Genomic DNA, 15,326 nt, shown 5'->3' on the forward strand with positions numbered 1-15,326 from the left:
AACTTCGGCGCTCCGCGTGGGCAGTTTGCGATGCTTGAGGTAAACTGCCGCCTCTTCTATACCTATAACGATTCGCCTGATGCCCACGACGTTTCAAGAGATTCCCCGCATACGCCCGTCCACGCCGCTGCTCGACCGTGCTGCCACGCCGGACGGCCTGCGTCGACTGGCTGAAGCCGAGCTGGAAACCCTGGCCGATGAACTGCGCCTGGAATTGCTCTACACGGTCGGCCAGACCGGTGGGCATTTCGGTGCCGGCCTGGGCGTCATCGAGCTGACTATCGCGCTGCACTACGTCTTCGACACCCCGGATGACCGGCTGGTGTGGGACGTGGGCCATCAGGCGTACCCGCATAAAATCCTTACCGGCCGTCGCGAGCGCATGAACAGCCTGCGCCAGAAGGACGGCATCGCCGCCTTCCCGCGCCGCGCCGAGAGTGAGTACGACACCTTTGGCGTCGGCCACTCCAGCACCTCCATCAGCGCCGCGCTGGGCATGGCGATTGCCGCCCGTCTGCAAGGCAGCGATCGCAAGGCGATTGCGGTGATCGGTGACGGCGCGCTGACCGCCGGCATGGCGTTCGAAGCGCTCAACCATGCGCCGGAAGTGGACGCCAACATGCTGGTGATCCTCAACGACAACGACATGTCGATCTCGCGCAATGTCGGCGGCCTGTCCAATTACCTGGCAAAAATCCTCTCCAGCCGCACGTACGCCAGCATGCGTGAAGGCAGCAAGAAGGTGCTCTCGCGTCTGCCCGGCGCCTGGGAAATTGCCCGGCGCACCGAAGAATACGCCAAGGGCATGCTGGTGCCCGGCACACTGTTCGAAGAGTTGGGCTGGAACTACATCGGCCCCATCGACGGCCATGACCTGCCCACCCTGATTGCCACGCTGCGCAACATGCGCGACCTCAAGGGCCCGCAGTTCCTGCATATCGTCACCAAGAAGGGCAAAGGCTTCGCGCCGGCGGAGGTCGACCCGATCGGCTACCACGCGATCACCAAACTCGACCCCCTGGACGCCCCCGCCGCCGCGCCGAAAAAAGTCAGCGGTCCCAAATATTCCGGAGTGTTCGGCGAATGGCTGTGCGACATGGCCGCCGCCGACCCACGGTTGGTGGGGGTTACCCCGGCGATGAAGGAAGGCTCCGACCTGGTGGCGTTCAGCGAGCGTTTCCCGTTGCGTTACTTCGACGTGGCGATTGCCGAGCAACACGCGGTGACCTTCGCCGCCGGCATGGCCTGTGAAGGTGCCAAGCCAGTGGTGGCGATCTACTCCACATTCCTGCAGCGCGGTTATGACCAGCTGGTTCACGACGTGGCGGTGCAGAACCTCGACGTACTGTTTGCCATCGACCGTGCGGGCCTGGTGGGCGAAGACGGCCCGACCCACGCCGGCAGTTTCGACCTGTCGTACCTGCGCTGCATCCCCGGCATGCTGGTGATGACGCCAAGCGACGAGAACGAACTGCGCAAGATGCTCAGCACCGGCCACCTGTACAACGGCCCCGCCGCCGTGCGCTACCCGCGCGGTACCGGCCCGAACGCAGTGATCGAAAAAGACCTCGAACCCATCGAGATCGGCAAGGGCATCGTGCGTCGCCAGGGCAGCAAGGTCGCCTTCCTGGTGTTCGGCGTGCAATTGGCCGAGGCGCTCAAAGTCGCCGAGAAGATCGACGCAACGGTGGTCGACATGCGTTTCGTCAAACCCCTGGATGAAGCCCTGGTGCGCGAGATCGCCGGCAGCCATGAGCTGCTGGTCACGCTCGAAGAGAACGCCATCATGGGCGGCGCCGGTGCGGCGGTCAGTGAGTGCCTGGCGCGGGAGAATATCCTCAAGTCGGTGCTGCACCTGGGCTTGCCGGACGTGTATGTCGAACATGCCAAACCTGCACAGATGCTCGCCGAATGCGGGCTGGACGAGGCCGGTATCGAAGCCTCGGTGCGCCAGCGCATGGCGTTGCTGGGCCTGTAGAAACAGGAACCAATAGGTGGGAGGGGGCTTGCTCCCGATAGCAGTGGGTCAGCGACATTCGAGTTGACTGACCCACCGCAATCGGGAGCAAACCCCCTCCCACATTGGTTTTGGGTTAACTTTCAATGCTATGGACAGCCATGAAACCTCTTCATCTTGCCCTCCTGCTTCTGCCCGCCTCGGACCTGCTCGCCGCCAGCCGTGACGATGCCCTCAATCTCCCCGACGTGGTGATCAGCGCCAACCGCCAGGTCCAGGCCCGCAATGACAGCAGCGCCGCCAACACGGTGTTCACCCGCGACGACATCGTCCGCCTGCAACCCACCAGCCTCACCGACCTGCTCAGCCGCGTCCCAGGCGTGCAAATCGCGCGCACTGGAGGGCGTGGCAGTTTGCCGGGGGTCTACATCCGTGGCACGACATCCGCACAAAGCCTGGTGCTGGTGGACGGTCAGCGCATTGCCAATGCCACGTCCGGCGACAGCGGCCTGCAATACCTGAATGTCGACCAGATTGAGCGGGTGGAAGTGCTGCGCGGCTCACGCTCGGTGATCTACGGCAGTGATGCGATTGGCGGGGTGATCCAGGTATTTACCCGGCGTAATGCCGAGCAAGGCCTGCAACCGCGCCTGAAGCTGGGTTTTGGCAGCAACCAGAGCTGGGAGCGCAGCGTCGGTCTGTCTGGTGGCGACGAACACACGCGCTTCAACCTCGGCGCGAGCCTGGATGAAACGGCTGGCATCAACTCGAGCCATGAGTCGTTTGCCAGCGACGGCGACCGCGACGCCTACCGCAACCAGTCCGTCAGCCTGAACCTCAGCCATTCGTTCAGCGATGACTGGGAAGCGGGTTTCAATCTGTTGGATAACCGTGGCAAGTCGGAATACGACAACAGCTTCGGCCGCTACGACCTTGCCACCGGGCAAAGCGTCGGACAAAAGCCCTACACCGACTACACCGTGAGCAGCGCCAGCGGCTACGTGGATGCGAGGCTCAGCGAGGGCTGGCAATCGCGCCTGGAACTGGGCCACAGCGAAAACCGTGACACCAAGCGCGACACCCTCAGCGATGATTTCAGCGTATTCAACACCTACCGCGACTCGCTCAACTGGCAGAATGACCTGACGCTCAATGACCGCAACAGCCTGATCCTCGGCGGCGACTGGTACGAGGACCGCTTCCACGGCTCCACCACCTTCAGCGAAAACAGCCGCTGGAACCGCGCAGTCTTTGTGCAGCATCGCTTTCACGGCGAGTGGTTCTCCACCGAGCTGGGCCTGCGCCGCGATCAGAACCAGCAGTTCGGCAGCCAGAACAGCTGGAGCGGCACCCTGAGCGTACCGATCAACCCCGACAACGACGTGCTCTTGAGCTACAGCGAAGGCTTTCGCGCGCCGACCTTCAACGACCTCTATTACCCGGATACGCAGTACAGCAACCCCAACCTGCGGCCCGAAACCTCAAAGAGCTACGAGCTGCAATGGCGCAGCCAACTGTCTGACCACTCCCGCCTGGAAGCGTCGCTGTACCGCACGAACTTGAGCGACGCGATCATTCTGGACAGCACCAGCAAACCGCAGAACGTCGCCTCGGCGCGCATCAATGGCTTTGAAGCGGCGCTCAAGCAGGAGCTGTTCGGTTGGCAGGGCAATGTGGGCGTTTCATTCATCGACCCGCGTGATCGCGATACCGGCCACACCCTGGCCCGTCGCGCGCGCCGCACGTTAAGCCTGGATCTGGACCGGCAATTTGACGCGTTGGGCGTGGGCGCAAGCTGGCAGGCAATCAGCAACAGCTACAACGCTCAAGACAATCAGGACCGCCTGGGCGGTTACACGCTGCTCGGGTTGCGCAGCAGGTGGGCGGTCACGCGCGAAGTCAGCGTTTCGCTCAACGTCGACAACCTGCTCGACCGCCAATACGCCCGCGCCCGCTACAGCTACAACGCAGCGGACTTTTCCAATAACCAGAACTACCGCGAAGAAGGCCGCACCTGGATGCTGGGCCTGACCTGGACACCTCGGTTGTAGCGACCCGGCAACCTCTAGCGGACAGACGCCTTGCCGGCATCCAGATAACCTTCCTTGATTGCCCGTTCACAGCCTATGAACCCGTACGCGCCAACACGGCCCGCGTCGGTAATGCCGACGTAAAAGTCCTGTTTCTTGCCTTTGTTTTCCAACTGGTAGTCAAGGCACTCCAAAACACCGTTGCGCGCCGCGATAACACGCCGGGGCTGCTGGATCGCAAGCATTTCCTGCTTCGTGGCGCCACCTGCGTAGATTCTGGTGGGAATAGCGTGGTCGTTGAAATTCATGATCGTAGAGATACCTTCCAACGTGCTGCACCCGGTCAGCAATATGGCGGCGCAACTACCAATGATCAAACGTCGCATGGTCACCTCCTGTTATTGAACGATCGCTATGCAGTACGCATCGCGCGCAGCAGCGTAGCGTCACATCGCCGAAATCACCCGACCGACAAGTCTCAATAACAGGTAGGAAAACGTTTACCGTGCGTGCCTACTCACGTTGCGGCGCAATCAACTCGCAGAGTTTGGCCACCGCGTCGACCATCTGGCCGCTGGGCCGCTCCAGGCCTTTATCGGGCACCTGCAGCAAGCGCCCTTGCGCTACCGCGGCGATCTGCGGCCAGACCTTCCAGGCTTCCAGTTGAAGCTGATCCCCCGCCACGATCACCTCAGGGTTGCGCTGCAGTACCGACTCGACGCTGACCTGCGGTGCCGGCAGCGTAAGGTCGTCGAACACGTTGCGCGCCCCGCACACCGCCAGGGCATCACTGATGATCTGCCCACCGCCCACGGTATACAGCGGCTGATTCCATACCTGATAAAACACCCGCAGCGGTTCGGCGCGCTGGTAGCGCTGGCGCAATTCAAGCAGGCGCTGGCGCAGCCGGGTGGCGAGCTGGCGACCTGCGTCGGCACGACCCACCTGCTCGGCAATGGTCTGCACTTGGCTGGCCAGTTGCTCAAGGCTGTGGGGTTCAGCGACGTACACGGGGATCTTCAGGCGTTGCAGTTGCTCACGCTGGCCCGGGCCGACGCTGCCGGGCCACAGCAGGATCAGGTCGGGTTGCAGGCTCAGCAGGCGCTCCATGTCCAACTGCCCGTAACGCCCGACCGAGGGCACGTTCGCCAGCGCCGCCGGGCGCTCGCCGCCATCGAGCACGCCCACCAATACATCGGCGGCGCCCAGTTCCAGCATGATTTCAGAGAGTGACGGCGCCAGGCTGACGACGCGCTCGGCGGCCAATGCCTGGGCACTGAATGCCAACAGCAGCGCCAGCCAGTAGCGTTTCATCCCAACTGACGCGGAATGCGGTAGAGATAAAACAACACCGTCGTCGACAGCGCCAGCAGGAACAACGGCACCGCCTCCAGACCGACGAACACCGCCAGCGCGCCGATCCAGGCAGGCAGCGCCGCCACCAGCAAGGCCGTGCGTCGACGGGCCGCGAGGGTAATCCAGGCGGCGGGTTCTTCGGCGGTGTCGAGGGCTTTGGAGGTGACGATCAGCGCCTGTTTATAGCCATGAAAATAGCGCAGGCTGAGAAACATCGAGGCCACGCCGGCAATGAACAACGGCATGGCCAGCATGGGCAGCAGGGATTGGGCGCGGCCGAACACCAGGTTGATCACGAACAACGGCAGCAAGGCCAGGGCCAGGTACTGCCACCAGTTGATGGACAGTCGCCGTTTCACCTGGCCGCGAGTCACGCGCGGTCGACCTCGCCCTGGTGCTCGTTGCCCATCATGTGGTCAAGCTTGCTGGCCTTGGTCGCCAGGTAAAGCTTGTTGTGCGGGTTGTGCCCGGTGTGCAGCGGCACACGCTCGGCGACGGTAATGCCCATCTCGGTCAGGGCCTTGACCTTGCGCGGGTTGTTGGTCATCAGGCGCAGGGATTTCACCCCCAGGTGCTCCAGCATCGGCAGGCAGATCCCATAATCGCGCTGATCGGCGGCAAAACCCAGGCGTTCGTTGGCTTCAACGGTGTCGGCGCCGCCGTCCTGCAACTCATAGGCGCGGATCTTGTTCATCAGGCCGATGCCCCGGCCTTCCTGGCGCAGGTACAGCAACACGCCACGGCCTTCGCGGGCGATGGCCTGCAACGCCGCTTCCAGTTGCGAACCGCAGTCGCAGCGCTGGCTGAACAAGGCGTCGCCGGTGAGGCACTCGGAGTGCACACGGCCCAGCACCGGCTCGCCATCAGCGATATCGCCCAGGCTCAGCACAACGTGCTCGCGCCCGGTGGCTTCTTCGAGAAAGCCGTTCATGGTGAACGTGGCAAAAGGGGTAGGCAGCTTGGAAGCGGCGACGAAAACGACGGGCACCGTGTGCTCCTGATTTCAGATTTCACAGAGGCGGGCATTGTACAGCAGGTTCCGGCAGACGCTTAAGTTGAATGCGCGCTGATCAAGATCAATCGGTTCGATTGGCCCTCGCCACGGTTCTATGCACGTCAGAACGGATACGGCAGCTTCCAGCGCTGAAAGATCGGCTTCAGCTCGCCGCTTTTAACCAGCGCGGCCATGCGCTGGTTATATACCGCCATCAATGCTCGCCCGCGCTCGTTGTCGGCAAAGCCCACGTAGAGCGGCAGTTCGATGATGGGGGTGAGCCTGAATTTTCCGGGGTCGTCGGCCTGGCTGAGAACGTATCGGGCTTCGGTGAGCGAATCGATATAGAAGTCGGCGCGACCGTGCTCCAGCATCGGCAGGATCCCGTCGCGCCGCTGAATCTGGTTGAAGCGGTGTACGTTGGGCAGGTAATCCTCGTATTTATAGCCACGCACCCAGGCCAGACGGTAATTGCCCACCGTCGCCGGGGTCGGCGCCGGTGTAGTGGAAAGCCCCAGGGCGTAGACGTGATCGGCGTCGAAGGGCAAATCCGGGTACAACACGCCTTCGGTTTCGTCATGGTAGGAACCGACCCAGCCGTCCACTTCTCCGCGCCGGGTCAGGCCGACCGAACGGGTGTACGGCACACTGCGGGTTTGCAGGGCGATGCCGGCGGGCTCGAACACCTGGCGCAATACGTCCCAACCCAGGCCGCTACCGTCGCGGTTGGTGTAATTGTCCCACTCCTCACTGGCCAGCGTGATTTTTCCCGGCACCGGCGATTCGTGCGCGTGCACCAGGGGCGCCACGACGCAAAGGAGGATCAGCAGCCAGCGGCGCACATCCATGGTGACGGTCTTCCATAGGTATTAATGGATTAAAGGGTAGCGCAGGTCGCCGGACTACGGCGCTTCATGAAAATGCTGATAACCACGAACCCGCGGGGTAACGTCGCGCCCATCGGCATCCAGCAGCGTCACGCCCTGCCCCGCCGCGACCCGACCGATCACATGGATCGGCCAGCCGGCGGCCAGCAACGGCGTCAGCTCGGCCGCCGGTAACGTAAACGCCAGCACGTAGTCATCACCACCACTCAACGCGGCCACACGGGCCTCGTCATCGCCGACAAACGCCAGCAAGGCTGCAGACAACGGCAGCGCCTGACGCTCGATCAACAGGCTGACCGCCGACGCCCTGGCGATATGCCCGCAGTCGGCCAACAGCCCGTCGGAGATATCCATCGCCGAGGTCGCCTTGCCGCGCAGCGCCACACCCAGGGCCAGCTGCGGTTGCGGCGACCAGTAATGGGCCAGCAGCGGATCGGCAATGGCGGCATCCGCCGTGCGCTGGCCCAGCACCAACGGCAAAGCGCCGGCGGCATTGCCCAGCTCGCCGCCCACGCAGAGCAGATCATCCGGCTGCGCGCCGCTGCGGGTTAATGCCTGACCGGCCGGCACCCGGCCAAACACAGTCAGGGTCAGGCTCAGCGGGCCGCGCGTGGTGTCGCCGCCAACCAACCCAACGCCGCAGTGTTGCGCCATGGCGTTCAAACCCTGGGCATAGCGTTGCAACCAATCGGCATCAACGGTCGGGGTGGTCAGGGCAAGGGTGAATGCAAGGGGGCTGGCGCCCATGGCGGCCAGGTCGCTCACCGCCACGGCCAACGAGCGCTGGCCGAGCAGGAACGGGTCACAGGGGTCGGCAAAATGCACGCCGGCCACCAGGGTATCGGTGGAGACCGCCAGTTGCTCACCGGCAGGCAGCGCCAGCAAGGCGCAGTCGTCGCCGATCCCCAGGGCAATGCCTTCGCCGCCCTGCGCACAGGGCGCGGCGGCGAAGTAATTGCGGATCAGCTCGAACTCGCCCATGCCGGACTCAAGCGCACATCAGCGCTTGTACGCCTTGACTTCGGCTTCACGCAGGCGCGGGGCCAGCTTGTCGAGCACGCCGTTGACGAACTTGTGGCCGTCGGTGGAACCGTAGACTTTCGCCAGTTCGATCCCTTCGTTGATCACCACGCGGTACGGCACGTCGACGCGCTTGAGCAGTTCCCAGGCGGACAGGCGCATGACGCACAGTTCAACCGGGTCGAGTTCTTCGATGGTCAGGTCCAGGCACGGAGCCAGGGCCGCGTCGATCTCGCTCAGGTTGGCGTGCACACCGTGCAGGATGTCGTGGAAGTACGGCAGGTCAGCGAAGGTGAAGTCGTTGTCGACGCGAAACTGCGCTTCGATCTCGGTCAACGAGGTGCCCGCCATCTGACGCTGGTACAGCGCCTGGGTGGCCAGTTGACGCGCAGCGCGACGCTTTTCGTTTTTCGAAGGCTTGCCGGCGTCCGCAGGGCGCGGGTCGCGTGGGTTGAAGTTGTCGCCGTCGTCGGAAATCACTTGGCCTCCAACTGCGACAGCAGGCTGACCATTTCCAGGGCGGACAAGGCAGCTTCTGCGCCCTTGTTGCCGGCTTTGGTGCCGGAACGTTCGATGGCCTGCTCGATGGAATCCACGGTCAGCACGCCGAACGCGACTGGCACGCCGAACTCCATGGACACCTGGGCCAGGCCCTTGGTGCATTCACCGGCAACGTATTCGAAGTGCGGGGTGCCGCCACGAATCACAGCGCCCAGGGCGATGATCGCCGCGTATTCACCTTGCTGAGCAACTTTTTGCGCAACCAGTGGAATTTCGAAGGCGCCAGGGGCACGGATCAGGGTGATATCGCTTTCGCTCACACCGTGGCGAACCAAGGCGTCCACGGCACCGCTTACCAGGCTTTCAACCACGAAGCTGTTGAAGCGGCCAACCACCAGGGCGTAGCGGCCTTTGGGGGCGATGAAGGTACCTTCGATGGTCTTCAGGGTCATTCGACAAATCTCTTAAAGAGCAGGGACGCGAAAAATGCGTCCCTCAGTGATGTGTTAACCGCGAACAAGGGGCAAAAATCGCCAGGCTTTATTCGGAGGGCACGTATTCTACAACTTCCAGGTCGAATCCGGATATCGCATTAAATTTCATCGGTGCGCTCATCAGGCGCATTTTGCGCACGCCCAGGTCGCGCAGAATCTGCGAACCGGCACCGACGATGCTGTAGGTGGTCGGCGTCTTGATCTTCGAGTGTTCGGCGGTTTCGCGGATATGCGCGAGCAGAACATCGCCATCCACCGGGTTGCCGAGCAACAGCACGACACCGCTACCGGCCTCGGACACCGCAGCCATGGCGGCGCGCAGGCTCCAGCGACCCGGTTGCTTGACCATCAGCAGGTCGCGCAGCGGGTCCATGTTGTGCACCCGCACCAGGGTCGGTTCGTCGGCGCTGATGCTGCCCAGGGTGAGGGCCATGTGCACGTCGCCTTCCACCGAGTCACGGTAGGTCACCAGATTGAACTGGCCCAGTTCGCTGTCCAGCGGCTGCTCGGCAATCCGCTGAACGGTACGTTCGTGGATCATGCGGTAGTGGATCAGGTCGGCGATGGTGCCGATCTTGAGGTTGTGCTCTGCCGCAAAGGTCTCGAGTTCACTGCGACGGGCCATGGTGCCGTCGTCGTTCATCACTTCGCAGATCACACCGCTGGGCTCGAACCCGGCCATGCGCGCCAGGTCGCAGGCCGCTTCGGTGTGACCAGCGCGTGCCAGGGTGCCGCCCGGCTGGGCCATCAGCGGGAAGATATGGCCGGGGCTGACGATGTCTTCGGCCCTGGCATCGCGTGCGGCGGCCGCTTGCACGGTGCGCGCGCGGTCGGCAGCGGAGATCCCGGTGGTAACGCCGGTGGAGGCCTCGATGGACACGGTGAACTTGGTGCCGAACCCCGAGCCGTTGCGCGGCGCCATCAACGGCAGCTTGAGCAGTTCGCAGCGCTCGCGGCTCATGGGCATGCAGATCAGCCCGCGGGCATGCTTGGCCATGAAGTTGATGTGTTCAGCCTTGCAGGCCTCGGCGGCCATGATGATGTCGCCTTCGTTCTCGCGGTCTTCGTCATCCATCAGGATGACCATCTTGCCTTGGCGGATGTCTTCAACCAGTTCTTCGATGCTGTTGAGCGCCACGCGGCACCCCCTTGGTCAGGATTTGAGGTAGCCGTTGGCGGCCAAAAAACTTTCGGTGATGTTACTGCCGGTGGGCTCTGCGGCCTTATCGCCCATCAACAGGCGCTCCAGGTAACGGGCCAGCAAGTCCACTTCCAGGTTCACCCGGCGGCCCGGCTGGTAGGACGCCATGATGGTTTCGCTGAGGGTGTGGGGAATGATGGTCAGCTCGAATTCGGCGCCATTCACGGCGTTAACGGTCAGGCTGGTGCCGTCCACGGTGATCGAACCTTTGTGGGCGATGTACTTGGCCAGCTCTTTGGGCGCGCGGATGCGAAACTCCACGGCCCGCGCGTTTTCGCTGCGCGCGACCACTTCGCCGACGCCGTCGACGTGGCCGCTGACCAGGTGGCCACCCAGACGCGTGGTCGGCGTGAGGGCTTTTTCCAGGTTCACCGGACTGCCGGCCTTGAGGTCGCTCATCGCGGTGCAGTCCAGGGTTTCGCGGCTCACATCGGCGGCAAAGCCATTGCCCGGCAGTTCAACGACGGTGAGGCATACGCCGCTCACCGCAATGCTGTCGCCCAGTTTGACGTCGCCCAGGTCGAGCTTGCCGGTTTCAACCAGCAAGCGGATATCGCCGCCTTTGGGGGTCATTGCGCGGATGCTGCCGATGGATTCGATGATGCCGGTGAACATGTCGTTCTCCTGAAAACGGGGGACGGGCGCCTGAGCCCGGTCAGAATTATACGCTCGCTGCTGGCACAGGGATGGCAGTGACTCGCCAGTCGTCGCCCACAGCGCGCATGTCAGTGATCTTGAGTTGGGGGGCGTCGGCCAGTTGCTCAAGCGGCCAGTCCAGCAACGGCCGGGCGGCGGAGCCGAGAAACTTGCCGGCGACGAAAATCACGTATTCGTCCACCAGGCCCTGCCGGGCAAATGCACCGGCCAGGCTTGGCCCGGCTTCCACCAGCACCTCGTTGACGCCACGGGCTGCCAGGGCCACCAGCGCCGAGCGCAGGTCGACCTGCCCCTCCACGCCCGGCACCACCAGGCATTCGGGGCCACGGGGGAATTGGTTTTGCGCGGTGACGCAGGTGATCACCAGCGCCGGGCCGGCCTTGAAGAACGGCGCATTGAGCGGCACGCGCAGACGGCCGTCGATCAGCACGCGCAGCGGCGGGCGCGACATGGCCAGGGCGGTGGTTTCGGGATCGAGGCCGAGTTCGGCGGCGCGCACGGTCAGGCGCGCACCGTCGGCCAGCACCGTGTCGGCGCCGGTCAGCACCACACTGGCCTGGGCGCGCAGGCGCTGCACGGCGGCGCGGGCGGCGGGGCCGGTGATCCATTGGCTTTCACCGCTGGCCATCGCGGTGCGCCCGTCCAGGCTCATCGCCAGCTTCACCCGCACGAACGGCAGGCCATGTTCCATGCGCTTGAGAAAGCCGGGGTTAAGCGCCCGCGCTTCCGCTTCCAGCACACCGCTGCGCACTTCGATACCGGCCTGCGCCAGGCGCTGCATGCCGCGCCCGGCCACTTCCGGATTGGGGTCCTGCATGCCGGCCACAACCCGCGCGACGCCGGCCGTCACCAGCGCATCGGCGCAGGGCGGCGTGCGGCCGTGGTGGCTGCAGGGTTCGAGAGTGACGTACACCGTGGCGCCGCGCGCCTTGCTACCTGCGGCGCGCAGGGCGTTGGGTTCGGCATGGGGTTCGCCGGTGCGCTCATGCCAGCCTTCGCCGACAATCTGCCCGTCACGCACGATCACGCAACCCACGCGGGGGTTGGGATGGGTGGTGTACAGGCCCTTGCGCGCAAGTTCCAGGGCGCGGGCCATGTAATGAGCGTCGAGCACAGCCTGTTCATTGCTCATTGTTTGGACGGCTCACGCGCCAGGCGGTCGATCTCTTCGCGGAACTCGTTGAGGTCCTGGAAGCGTCGATACACGGAGGCGAAACGGATATAGGCGACTTCGTCGAGCTTTTGCAGCTCGCCCATCACCAGTTCGCCCACCACCAGGCTCTTGACCTCGCGCTCGCCGGTCGCACGCAGCTTGTGCTTGATGTGCACCAGCGCCGCTTCCAGGCGCTCGACACTCACCGGGCGTTTTTCCAGGGCGCGCTGCATACCGGCGCGCAGTTTGTCTTCGTCGAAAGGCTGGCGGCTGCCGTCGGACTTGATCAGACGGGGCAATACCAGTTCGGCGGTTTCAAAGGTGGTGAAACGTTCACCGCAGCCAGACGCCAAGCATTCGCGCCGGCGACGCACTTGATCGCCCTCGGCGACCAGACGCGAATCAATGACTTTGGTGTCGTTGGCACCGCAGAAGGGACAGTGCATGGTTGGCAGGCAACAAAAAATGGGAGGGCCATGGTAGCGCATCCCCGTGGCAAGACAAGCCATAGCCTTTACGGTATATAGGCAGGCTTATATGTTTGTTACCTTTCACGTCACGGATTTAGTCCTTTCTGGAGCTGTACATGCAGTTACGACCACTTGTTTTGCTCACTCTGCTCGGTTTTCTGGTCGCCTGCAGCAGCGAAGCCCCCAAGCCCGCCGCACCGGTGCCTGCGCCCGCGCAGGAGAAAAAAGTGCCGGGCATTGAAGAGGTCGGCCCCCTGCCCGCCTATCAGCGTGAAATCAGCGGCAACCTGACCAACGTGCCGGCCGGCGCCGAAGTCGAGATGGCCCTGCTGGTGATCGACGAACGTTCGCGCCCGCAACAACTGCTCGCCAGCAGCGTGTTGACCGGCAACGGCAAACCCCTGGCCTTCCGCCTGCGCTTTAACCCCGAGGCCTTCCCGGCCGGTGCACGGGTTGAATTGCGTGGCCGCGCCAGCCAGTCCGGCCAGTTGATCCTGCACCTGCCCGCCGTGCGCATCACCCAGGCGATCACCCAGACCACCGGCCCCCTGCAACTCGTCAAGGCGCCATGATTGCACCGCTGGACCTGCAACGCGCCTTGAGCGAACTGATCGGTGACGCGCAACTGCTGCCCTGCGCGCTGCCGGGCACCGCGCTGTCGCTGTGGCTGCTGGACGCCGACAATATGGACCGCGCATTCAGCCAGGAAGAAACCCGGCGCATCCTCCATGAGCCGCCGTACTGGAGCTTTTGCTGGGCCAGCGGCCTGGCTTTGGCGCGCTACCTGGCGGCGAACCCGCAGTGGGTCGCGGGCAAGCGCGTGCTGGACTTTGGCGCCGGTTCCGGTGTGGCCGCGATTGCAGCGGCCAAAGCGGGCGCGCTGGAAGTGGTGGCCTGCGACCTGGACCCGCTGGCACTGGCGGCCTGCCGGGCGAATGCCGAACTCAACGGCGTGGAACTGGGTTATTCGGCGGACTTTTTTGCCGAAACCGATCGGTTCGATCTGATCCTCGTCGCCGATGTGCTGTACGACCGCGCCAACCTGCCGCTGCTGGATCACTTCCTCACCCGAGGCCGGGAAGCACTGGTGGCGGATTCGCGGGTGCGGGACTTTCAGCATGCCGATTACCGGCGACTGGAGATCCTTGACGCGCTGACACTGCCGGACCTGGCCGAGCCTTGGGAGTTTCGCAGGGTGAGCCTGTACCATTCGCGGCGCGCGTGAGGCCATCGCGGGCAAGCCCGCTCCCACAGGTGGCCGCATTCTTTTGTGGGAGCTGGCTTGCCTGCGATAGCGTCTTGCATGCACTGCGCTTTCAGCCAATGGCGCCAGCCCTTATAGTTGCCATCATTCCCGCTTTATTCGAGACGCCCCATGAGTGAACCCTCCCCATACATCTTCGACGTCACCACCGCCAACTTCGAACAGGCGGTGATTCAGAATTCTTTCGAAAAACCCGTGCTGGTGGATTTCTGGGCCGAGTGGTGTGCGCCGTGCAAGGCGTTGATGCCGATGCTGGCGCAGATCGCCGAGAGTTATCGGGGTGAGTTGTTGCTGGCCAAGGTCGATTGCGAGGCGCAGCCGGACATCGTCGCGCGTTTCGGCATTCAAAGCCTGCCGACGGTGGTGCTGTTCAAGGATGGCCAACCGGTGGACGGGTTTGCCGGGGCACAACCGGAATCGGCGGTGCGCGCGATGCTTGAGCCCCACGTGCAGATGCCGCCACCGGCGGCGGCGGACCCGCTGGAGCAGGCCCAGGCGCTGTTTGCCGAAGGCCGTATCAGCGATGCCGAAGCGCTGCTGGTGACGCTGCTCGGTGAAGACAATACCAACGCTGCCGCGCTGATCCTGTATGCGCGCTGCCTGGCCGAACGCGGTGAATTGGGCGAAGCCCAGGCCGTGCTGGACGCCGTCAGCGGCGACGATCACAAAGCCGCCCTTGCCGGCGCCAAGGCGCAGATCACCTTCCTGCGCCAGGCCGCCGACCTGCCGGACGCCGCCGACCTGAAAAGCCGTCTGGCACAGAACCCGCAAGACGACGAAGCGGCCTACCAGTTGAGCATTCAACAACTGGCGCGCCAGCAATACGACGCGGCGCTCGAAGGCCTGCTCAAGCTGTTCATCCGCAACCGCAGCTACAGCGAAGGCCTGCCGCACAAGACCCTACTGCAAGTGTTCGAGTTGCTGGGCAATGAACACCCGCTGGTGACCGTGTACCGCCGCAAGTTATTCGCCGCGCTGTATTAATCGCCGACCCAATGAAACAGCGGTGTATCCCCGCCGCTGCTCACCTTGACGCTGGCGCTATGGCGCAGGCGCACCAGCAGGCGCTTGCCCGTCGCGGCATCACCGGCCAAACCCTCCAGTTGATCAAGCAATTCCAGGCCGCTTAACTGCCCGGCCTTGCGCAACAGCGCCTGGGCGTTCTGCCACAGGTCGTCATCCTGTTTAACCGGCGGCACCGCAGCCGGCGTACTCGGCGCCGGAGCGGTCTGTAATTGCGCGCCCAGCCGTGCCCAGTCGCCGTCGTCCAACTCCAGGGTCAAGTCCACCGGCAGGTCGCCGACGGTTCCACGAATTCGCAACATCGTCTTTCTCCTGCATT

The 15,326-nt window shown here is 63.7% G+C and carries 18 protein-coding genes; 5 read left to right on the forward strand and 13 right to left on the reverse strand.

Annotated elements, in window-relative coordinates:
• The first annotated feature begins 79 nt into the window (after positions 1-79).
• Both dxs and JOE32_RS14150 read left to right on the forward strand, forming a co-directional pair.
• A complete protein-coding gene (gene dxs / locus JOE32_RS14145) occupies positions 80-1,978 on the forward strand; it encodes a 1-deoxy-D-xylulose-5-phosphate synthase (RefSeq protein ID WP_209985308.1) in 1,899 nt (632 codons plus the stop codon).
• 140 nt (positions 1,979-2,118) lie between these two features.
• Positions 2,119-4,008: a TonB-dependent receptor gene (locus JOE32_RS14150; protein ID WP_209985310.1), complete on the forward strand. Its 1,890-nt coding sequence runs from the start codon at positions 2,119-2,121 to the stop codon at positions 4,006-4,008.
• 14 nt (positions 4,009-4,022) lie between these two features.
• Here JOE32_RS14150 and JOE32_RS14155 read toward each other — a convergent pair whose 3' ends face one another.
• From JOE32_RS14155 to nrdR, 12 genes are all read right to left on the reverse strand, one after another.
• On the reverse strand, positions 4,023-4,373 hold the full coding sequence (locus tag JOE32_RS14155) for a hypothetical protein (RefSeq protein ID WP_209985313.1): 351 nt from the start codon (positions 4,371-4,373) through the stop codon (positions 4,023-4,025).
• 127 nt (positions 4,374-4,500) lie between these two features.
• Positions 4,501-5,301, reverse strand: a complete 801-nt coding sequence (locus tag JOE32_RS14160; protein ID WP_209985316.1) for a cobalamin-binding protein — start codon at positions 5,299-5,301, stop codon at positions 4,501-4,503.
• A complete protein-coding gene (locus JOE32_RS14165) occupies positions 5,298-5,717 on the reverse strand; it encodes an MFS transporter (RefSeq protein ID WP_209985320.1) in 420 nt (139 codons plus the stop codon). Before JOE32_RS14165 ends, JOE32_RS14160 begins: the two co-directional genes overlap by 4 nt.
• Complete coding sequence (ribA, locus tag JOE32_RS14170; RefSeq protein WP_003232505.1) at positions 5,714-6,331, reverse strand: GTP cyclohydrolase II; 618 nt, start codon at positions 6,329-6,331, stop codon at positions 5,714-5,716. The genes JOE32_RS14165 and ribA overlap by 4 nt, the downstream gene beginning before the upstream one ends.
• A gap of 128 nt (positions 6,332-6,459) precedes the next feature.
• On the reverse strand, positions 6,460-7,185 hold the full coding sequence (locus JOE32_RS14175; RefSeq protein WP_209985323.1) for a transporter substrate-binding domain-containing protein: 726 nt from the start codon (positions 7,183-7,185) through the stop codon (positions 6,460-6,462).
• A gap of 54 nt (positions 7,186-7,239) precedes the next feature.
• Complete coding sequence (gene thiL / locus JOE32_RS14180; protein WP_209985326.1) at positions 7,240-8,205, reverse strand: thiamine-phosphate kinase; 966 nt, start codon at positions 8,203-8,205, stop codon at positions 7,240-7,242.
• Between the two features lie 18 nt (positions 8,206-8,223).
• Positions 8,224-8,724, reverse strand: coding sequence for a transcription antitermination factor NusB (nusB, locus tag JOE32_RS14185; protein ID WP_003232499.1), 501 nt, complete (start codon positions 8,722-8,724; stop codon positions 8,224-8,226).
• Complete coding sequence (ribE, locus tag JOE32_RS14190; RefSeq protein ID WP_003194576.1) at positions 8,721-9,197, reverse strand: 6,7-dimethyl-8-ribityllumazine synthase; 477 nt, start codon at positions 9,195-9,197, stop codon at positions 8,721-8,723. The genes nusB and ribE overlap by 4 nt, the downstream gene beginning before the upstream one ends.
• An 88-nt stretch (positions 9,198-9,285) precedes the next feature.
• Positions 9,286-10,377 (reverse strand): bifunctional 3,4-dihydroxy-2-butanone-4-phosphate synthase/GTP cyclohydrolase II, encoded by a 1,092-nt coding sequence (ribBA, locus tag JOE32_RS14195; RefSeq protein ID WP_209985329.1) that lies wholly within the window; start codon positions 10,375-10,377, stop codon positions 9,286-9,288.
• Between the two features lie 15 nt (positions 10,378-10,392).
• The gene (locus JOE32_RS14200) at positions 10,393-11,055 is read right to left on the reverse strand and encodes a riboflavin synthase (RefSeq protein WP_209985332.1); all 663 of its coding nucleotides are present in this window, start codon (positions 11,053-11,055) and stop codon (positions 10,393-10,395) included.
• 46 nt (positions 11,056-11,101) lie between these two features.
• On the reverse strand, positions 11,102-12,229 hold the full coding sequence (gene ribD, locus JOE32_RS14205) for a bifunctional diaminohydroxyphosphoribosylaminopyrimidine deaminase/5-amino-6-(5-phosphoribosylamino)uracil reductase RibD (RefSeq protein WP_209985335.1): 1,128 nt from the start codon (positions 12,227-12,229) through the stop codon (positions 11,102-11,104).
• A complete protein-coding gene (nrdR, locus tag JOE32_RS14210) occupies positions 12,226-12,696 on the reverse strand; it encodes a transcriptional regulator NrdR (RefSeq protein WP_003232491.1) in 471 nt (156 codons plus the stop codon). The genes ribD and nrdR overlap by 4 nt, the downstream gene beginning before the upstream one ends.
• Before the next feature lie 140 nt (positions 12,697-12,836).
• Here nrdR and JOE32_RS14215 point away from each other — a divergent pair, with 140 nt between their 5' ends.
• The 3 genes from JOE32_RS14215 (at position 12,837) to trxA (ending at position 14,968) form a co-directional block, all read left to right on the forward strand.
• Positions 12,837-13,292, forward strand: coding sequence for a YbaY family lipoprotein (locus tag JOE32_RS14215; protein WP_003232489.1), 456 nt, complete (start codon positions 12,837-12,839; stop codon positions 13,290-13,292).
• Entirely contained in the window at positions 13,289-13,945 is a 657-nt protein-coding gene (locus tag JOE32_RS14220; protein WP_209985338.1) for a 50S ribosomal protein L11 methyltransferase, read from the forward strand. Before JOE32_RS14215 ends, JOE32_RS14220 begins: the two co-directional genes overlap by 4 nt.
• 150 nt (positions 13,946-14,095) lie before the next feature.
• Entirely contained in the window at positions 14,096-14,968 is an 873-nt protein-coding gene (gene trxA, locus JOE32_RS14225; RefSeq protein WP_209985342.1) for a thioredoxin, read from the forward strand.
• Here the strand turns inward: trxA and JOE32_RS14230 are convergent.
• Positions 14,965-15,309 carry a hypothetical protein gene (locus JOE32_RS14230; RefSeq protein WP_209985345.1) on the reverse strand — a complete coding sequence of 115 codons (345 nt, stop codon included), beginning with the start codon at positions 15,307-15,309 and terminating at the stop codon, positions 14,965-14,967. The genes trxA and JOE32_RS14230 overlap by 4 nt on opposite strands.
• Between the last annotated feature and the right edge of the window lie 17 nt (positions 15,310-15,326).

It is taken from the genome of Pseudomonas sp. PvP025, from assembly GCF_017832155.1.
Lineage (GTDB): Bacteria > Pseudomonadota > Gammaproteobacteria > Pseudomonadales > Pseudomonadaceae > Aquipseudomonas.

Bases quoted from the DNA above. Each gene is read 5' to 3' on its own strand.
- ribD (WP_209985335.1), bottom strand. From the start codon at position 12,229: ATGAGCAATGAACAGGCTGTGCTCGACGCTCATTACATGGCCCGCGCC.
- JOE32_RS14150 (WP_209985310.1), top strand. From the start codon at position 2,119: ATGAAACCTCTTCATCTTGCCCTCCTGCTTCTGCCCGCCTCGGACCTG.
- dxs (WP_209985308.1), top strand. From the start codon at position 80: ATGCCCACGACGTTTCAAGAGATTCCCCGCATACGCCCGTCCACGCCG.
- JOE32_RS14200 (WP_209985332.1), bottom strand. From the start codon at position 11,055: ATGTTCACCGGCATCATCGAATCCATCGGCAGCATCCGCGCAATGACC.
- JOE32_RS14155 (WP_209985313.1), bottom strand. From the start codon at position 4,373: ATGCGACGTTTGATCATTGGTAGTTGCGCCGCCATATTGCTGACCGGG.
- JOE32_RS14220 (WP_209985338.1), top strand. From the start codon at position 13,289: ATGATTGCACCGCTGGACCTGCAACGCGCCTTGAGCGAACTGATCGGT.
- ribE (WP_003194576.1), bottom strand. From the start codon at position 9,197: ATGACCCTGAAGACCATCGAAGGTACCTTCATCGCCCCCAAAGGCCGC.
- JOE32_RS14175 (WP_209985323.1), bottom strand. From the start codon at position 7,185: ATGGATGTGCGCCGCTGGCTGCTGATCCTCCTTTGCGTCGTGGCGCCC.
- JOE32_RS14230 (WP_209985345.1), bottom strand. From the start codon at position 15,309: ATGTTGCGAATTCGTGGAACCGTCGGCGACCTGCCGGTGGACTTGACC.
- nrdR (WP_003232491.1), bottom strand. From the start codon at position 12,696: ATGCACTGTCCCTTCTGCGGTGCCAACGACACCAAAGTCATTGATTCG.
- thiL (WP_209985326.1), bottom strand. From the start codon at position 8,205: ATGGGCGAGTTCGAGCTGATCCGCAATTACTTCGCCGCCGCGCCCTGT.
- trxA (WP_209985342.1), top strand. From the start codon at position 14,096: ATGAGTGAACCCTCCCCATACATCTTCGACGTCACCACCGCCAACTTC.
- JOE32_RS14215 (WP_003232489.1), top strand. From the start codon at position 12,837: ATGCAGTTACGACCACTTGTTTTGCTCACTCTGCTCGGTTTTCTGGTC.
- JOE32_RS14160 (WP_209985316.1), bottom strand. From the start codon at position 5,301: ATGAAACGCTACTGGCTGGCGCTGCTGTTGGCATTCAGTGCCCAGGCA.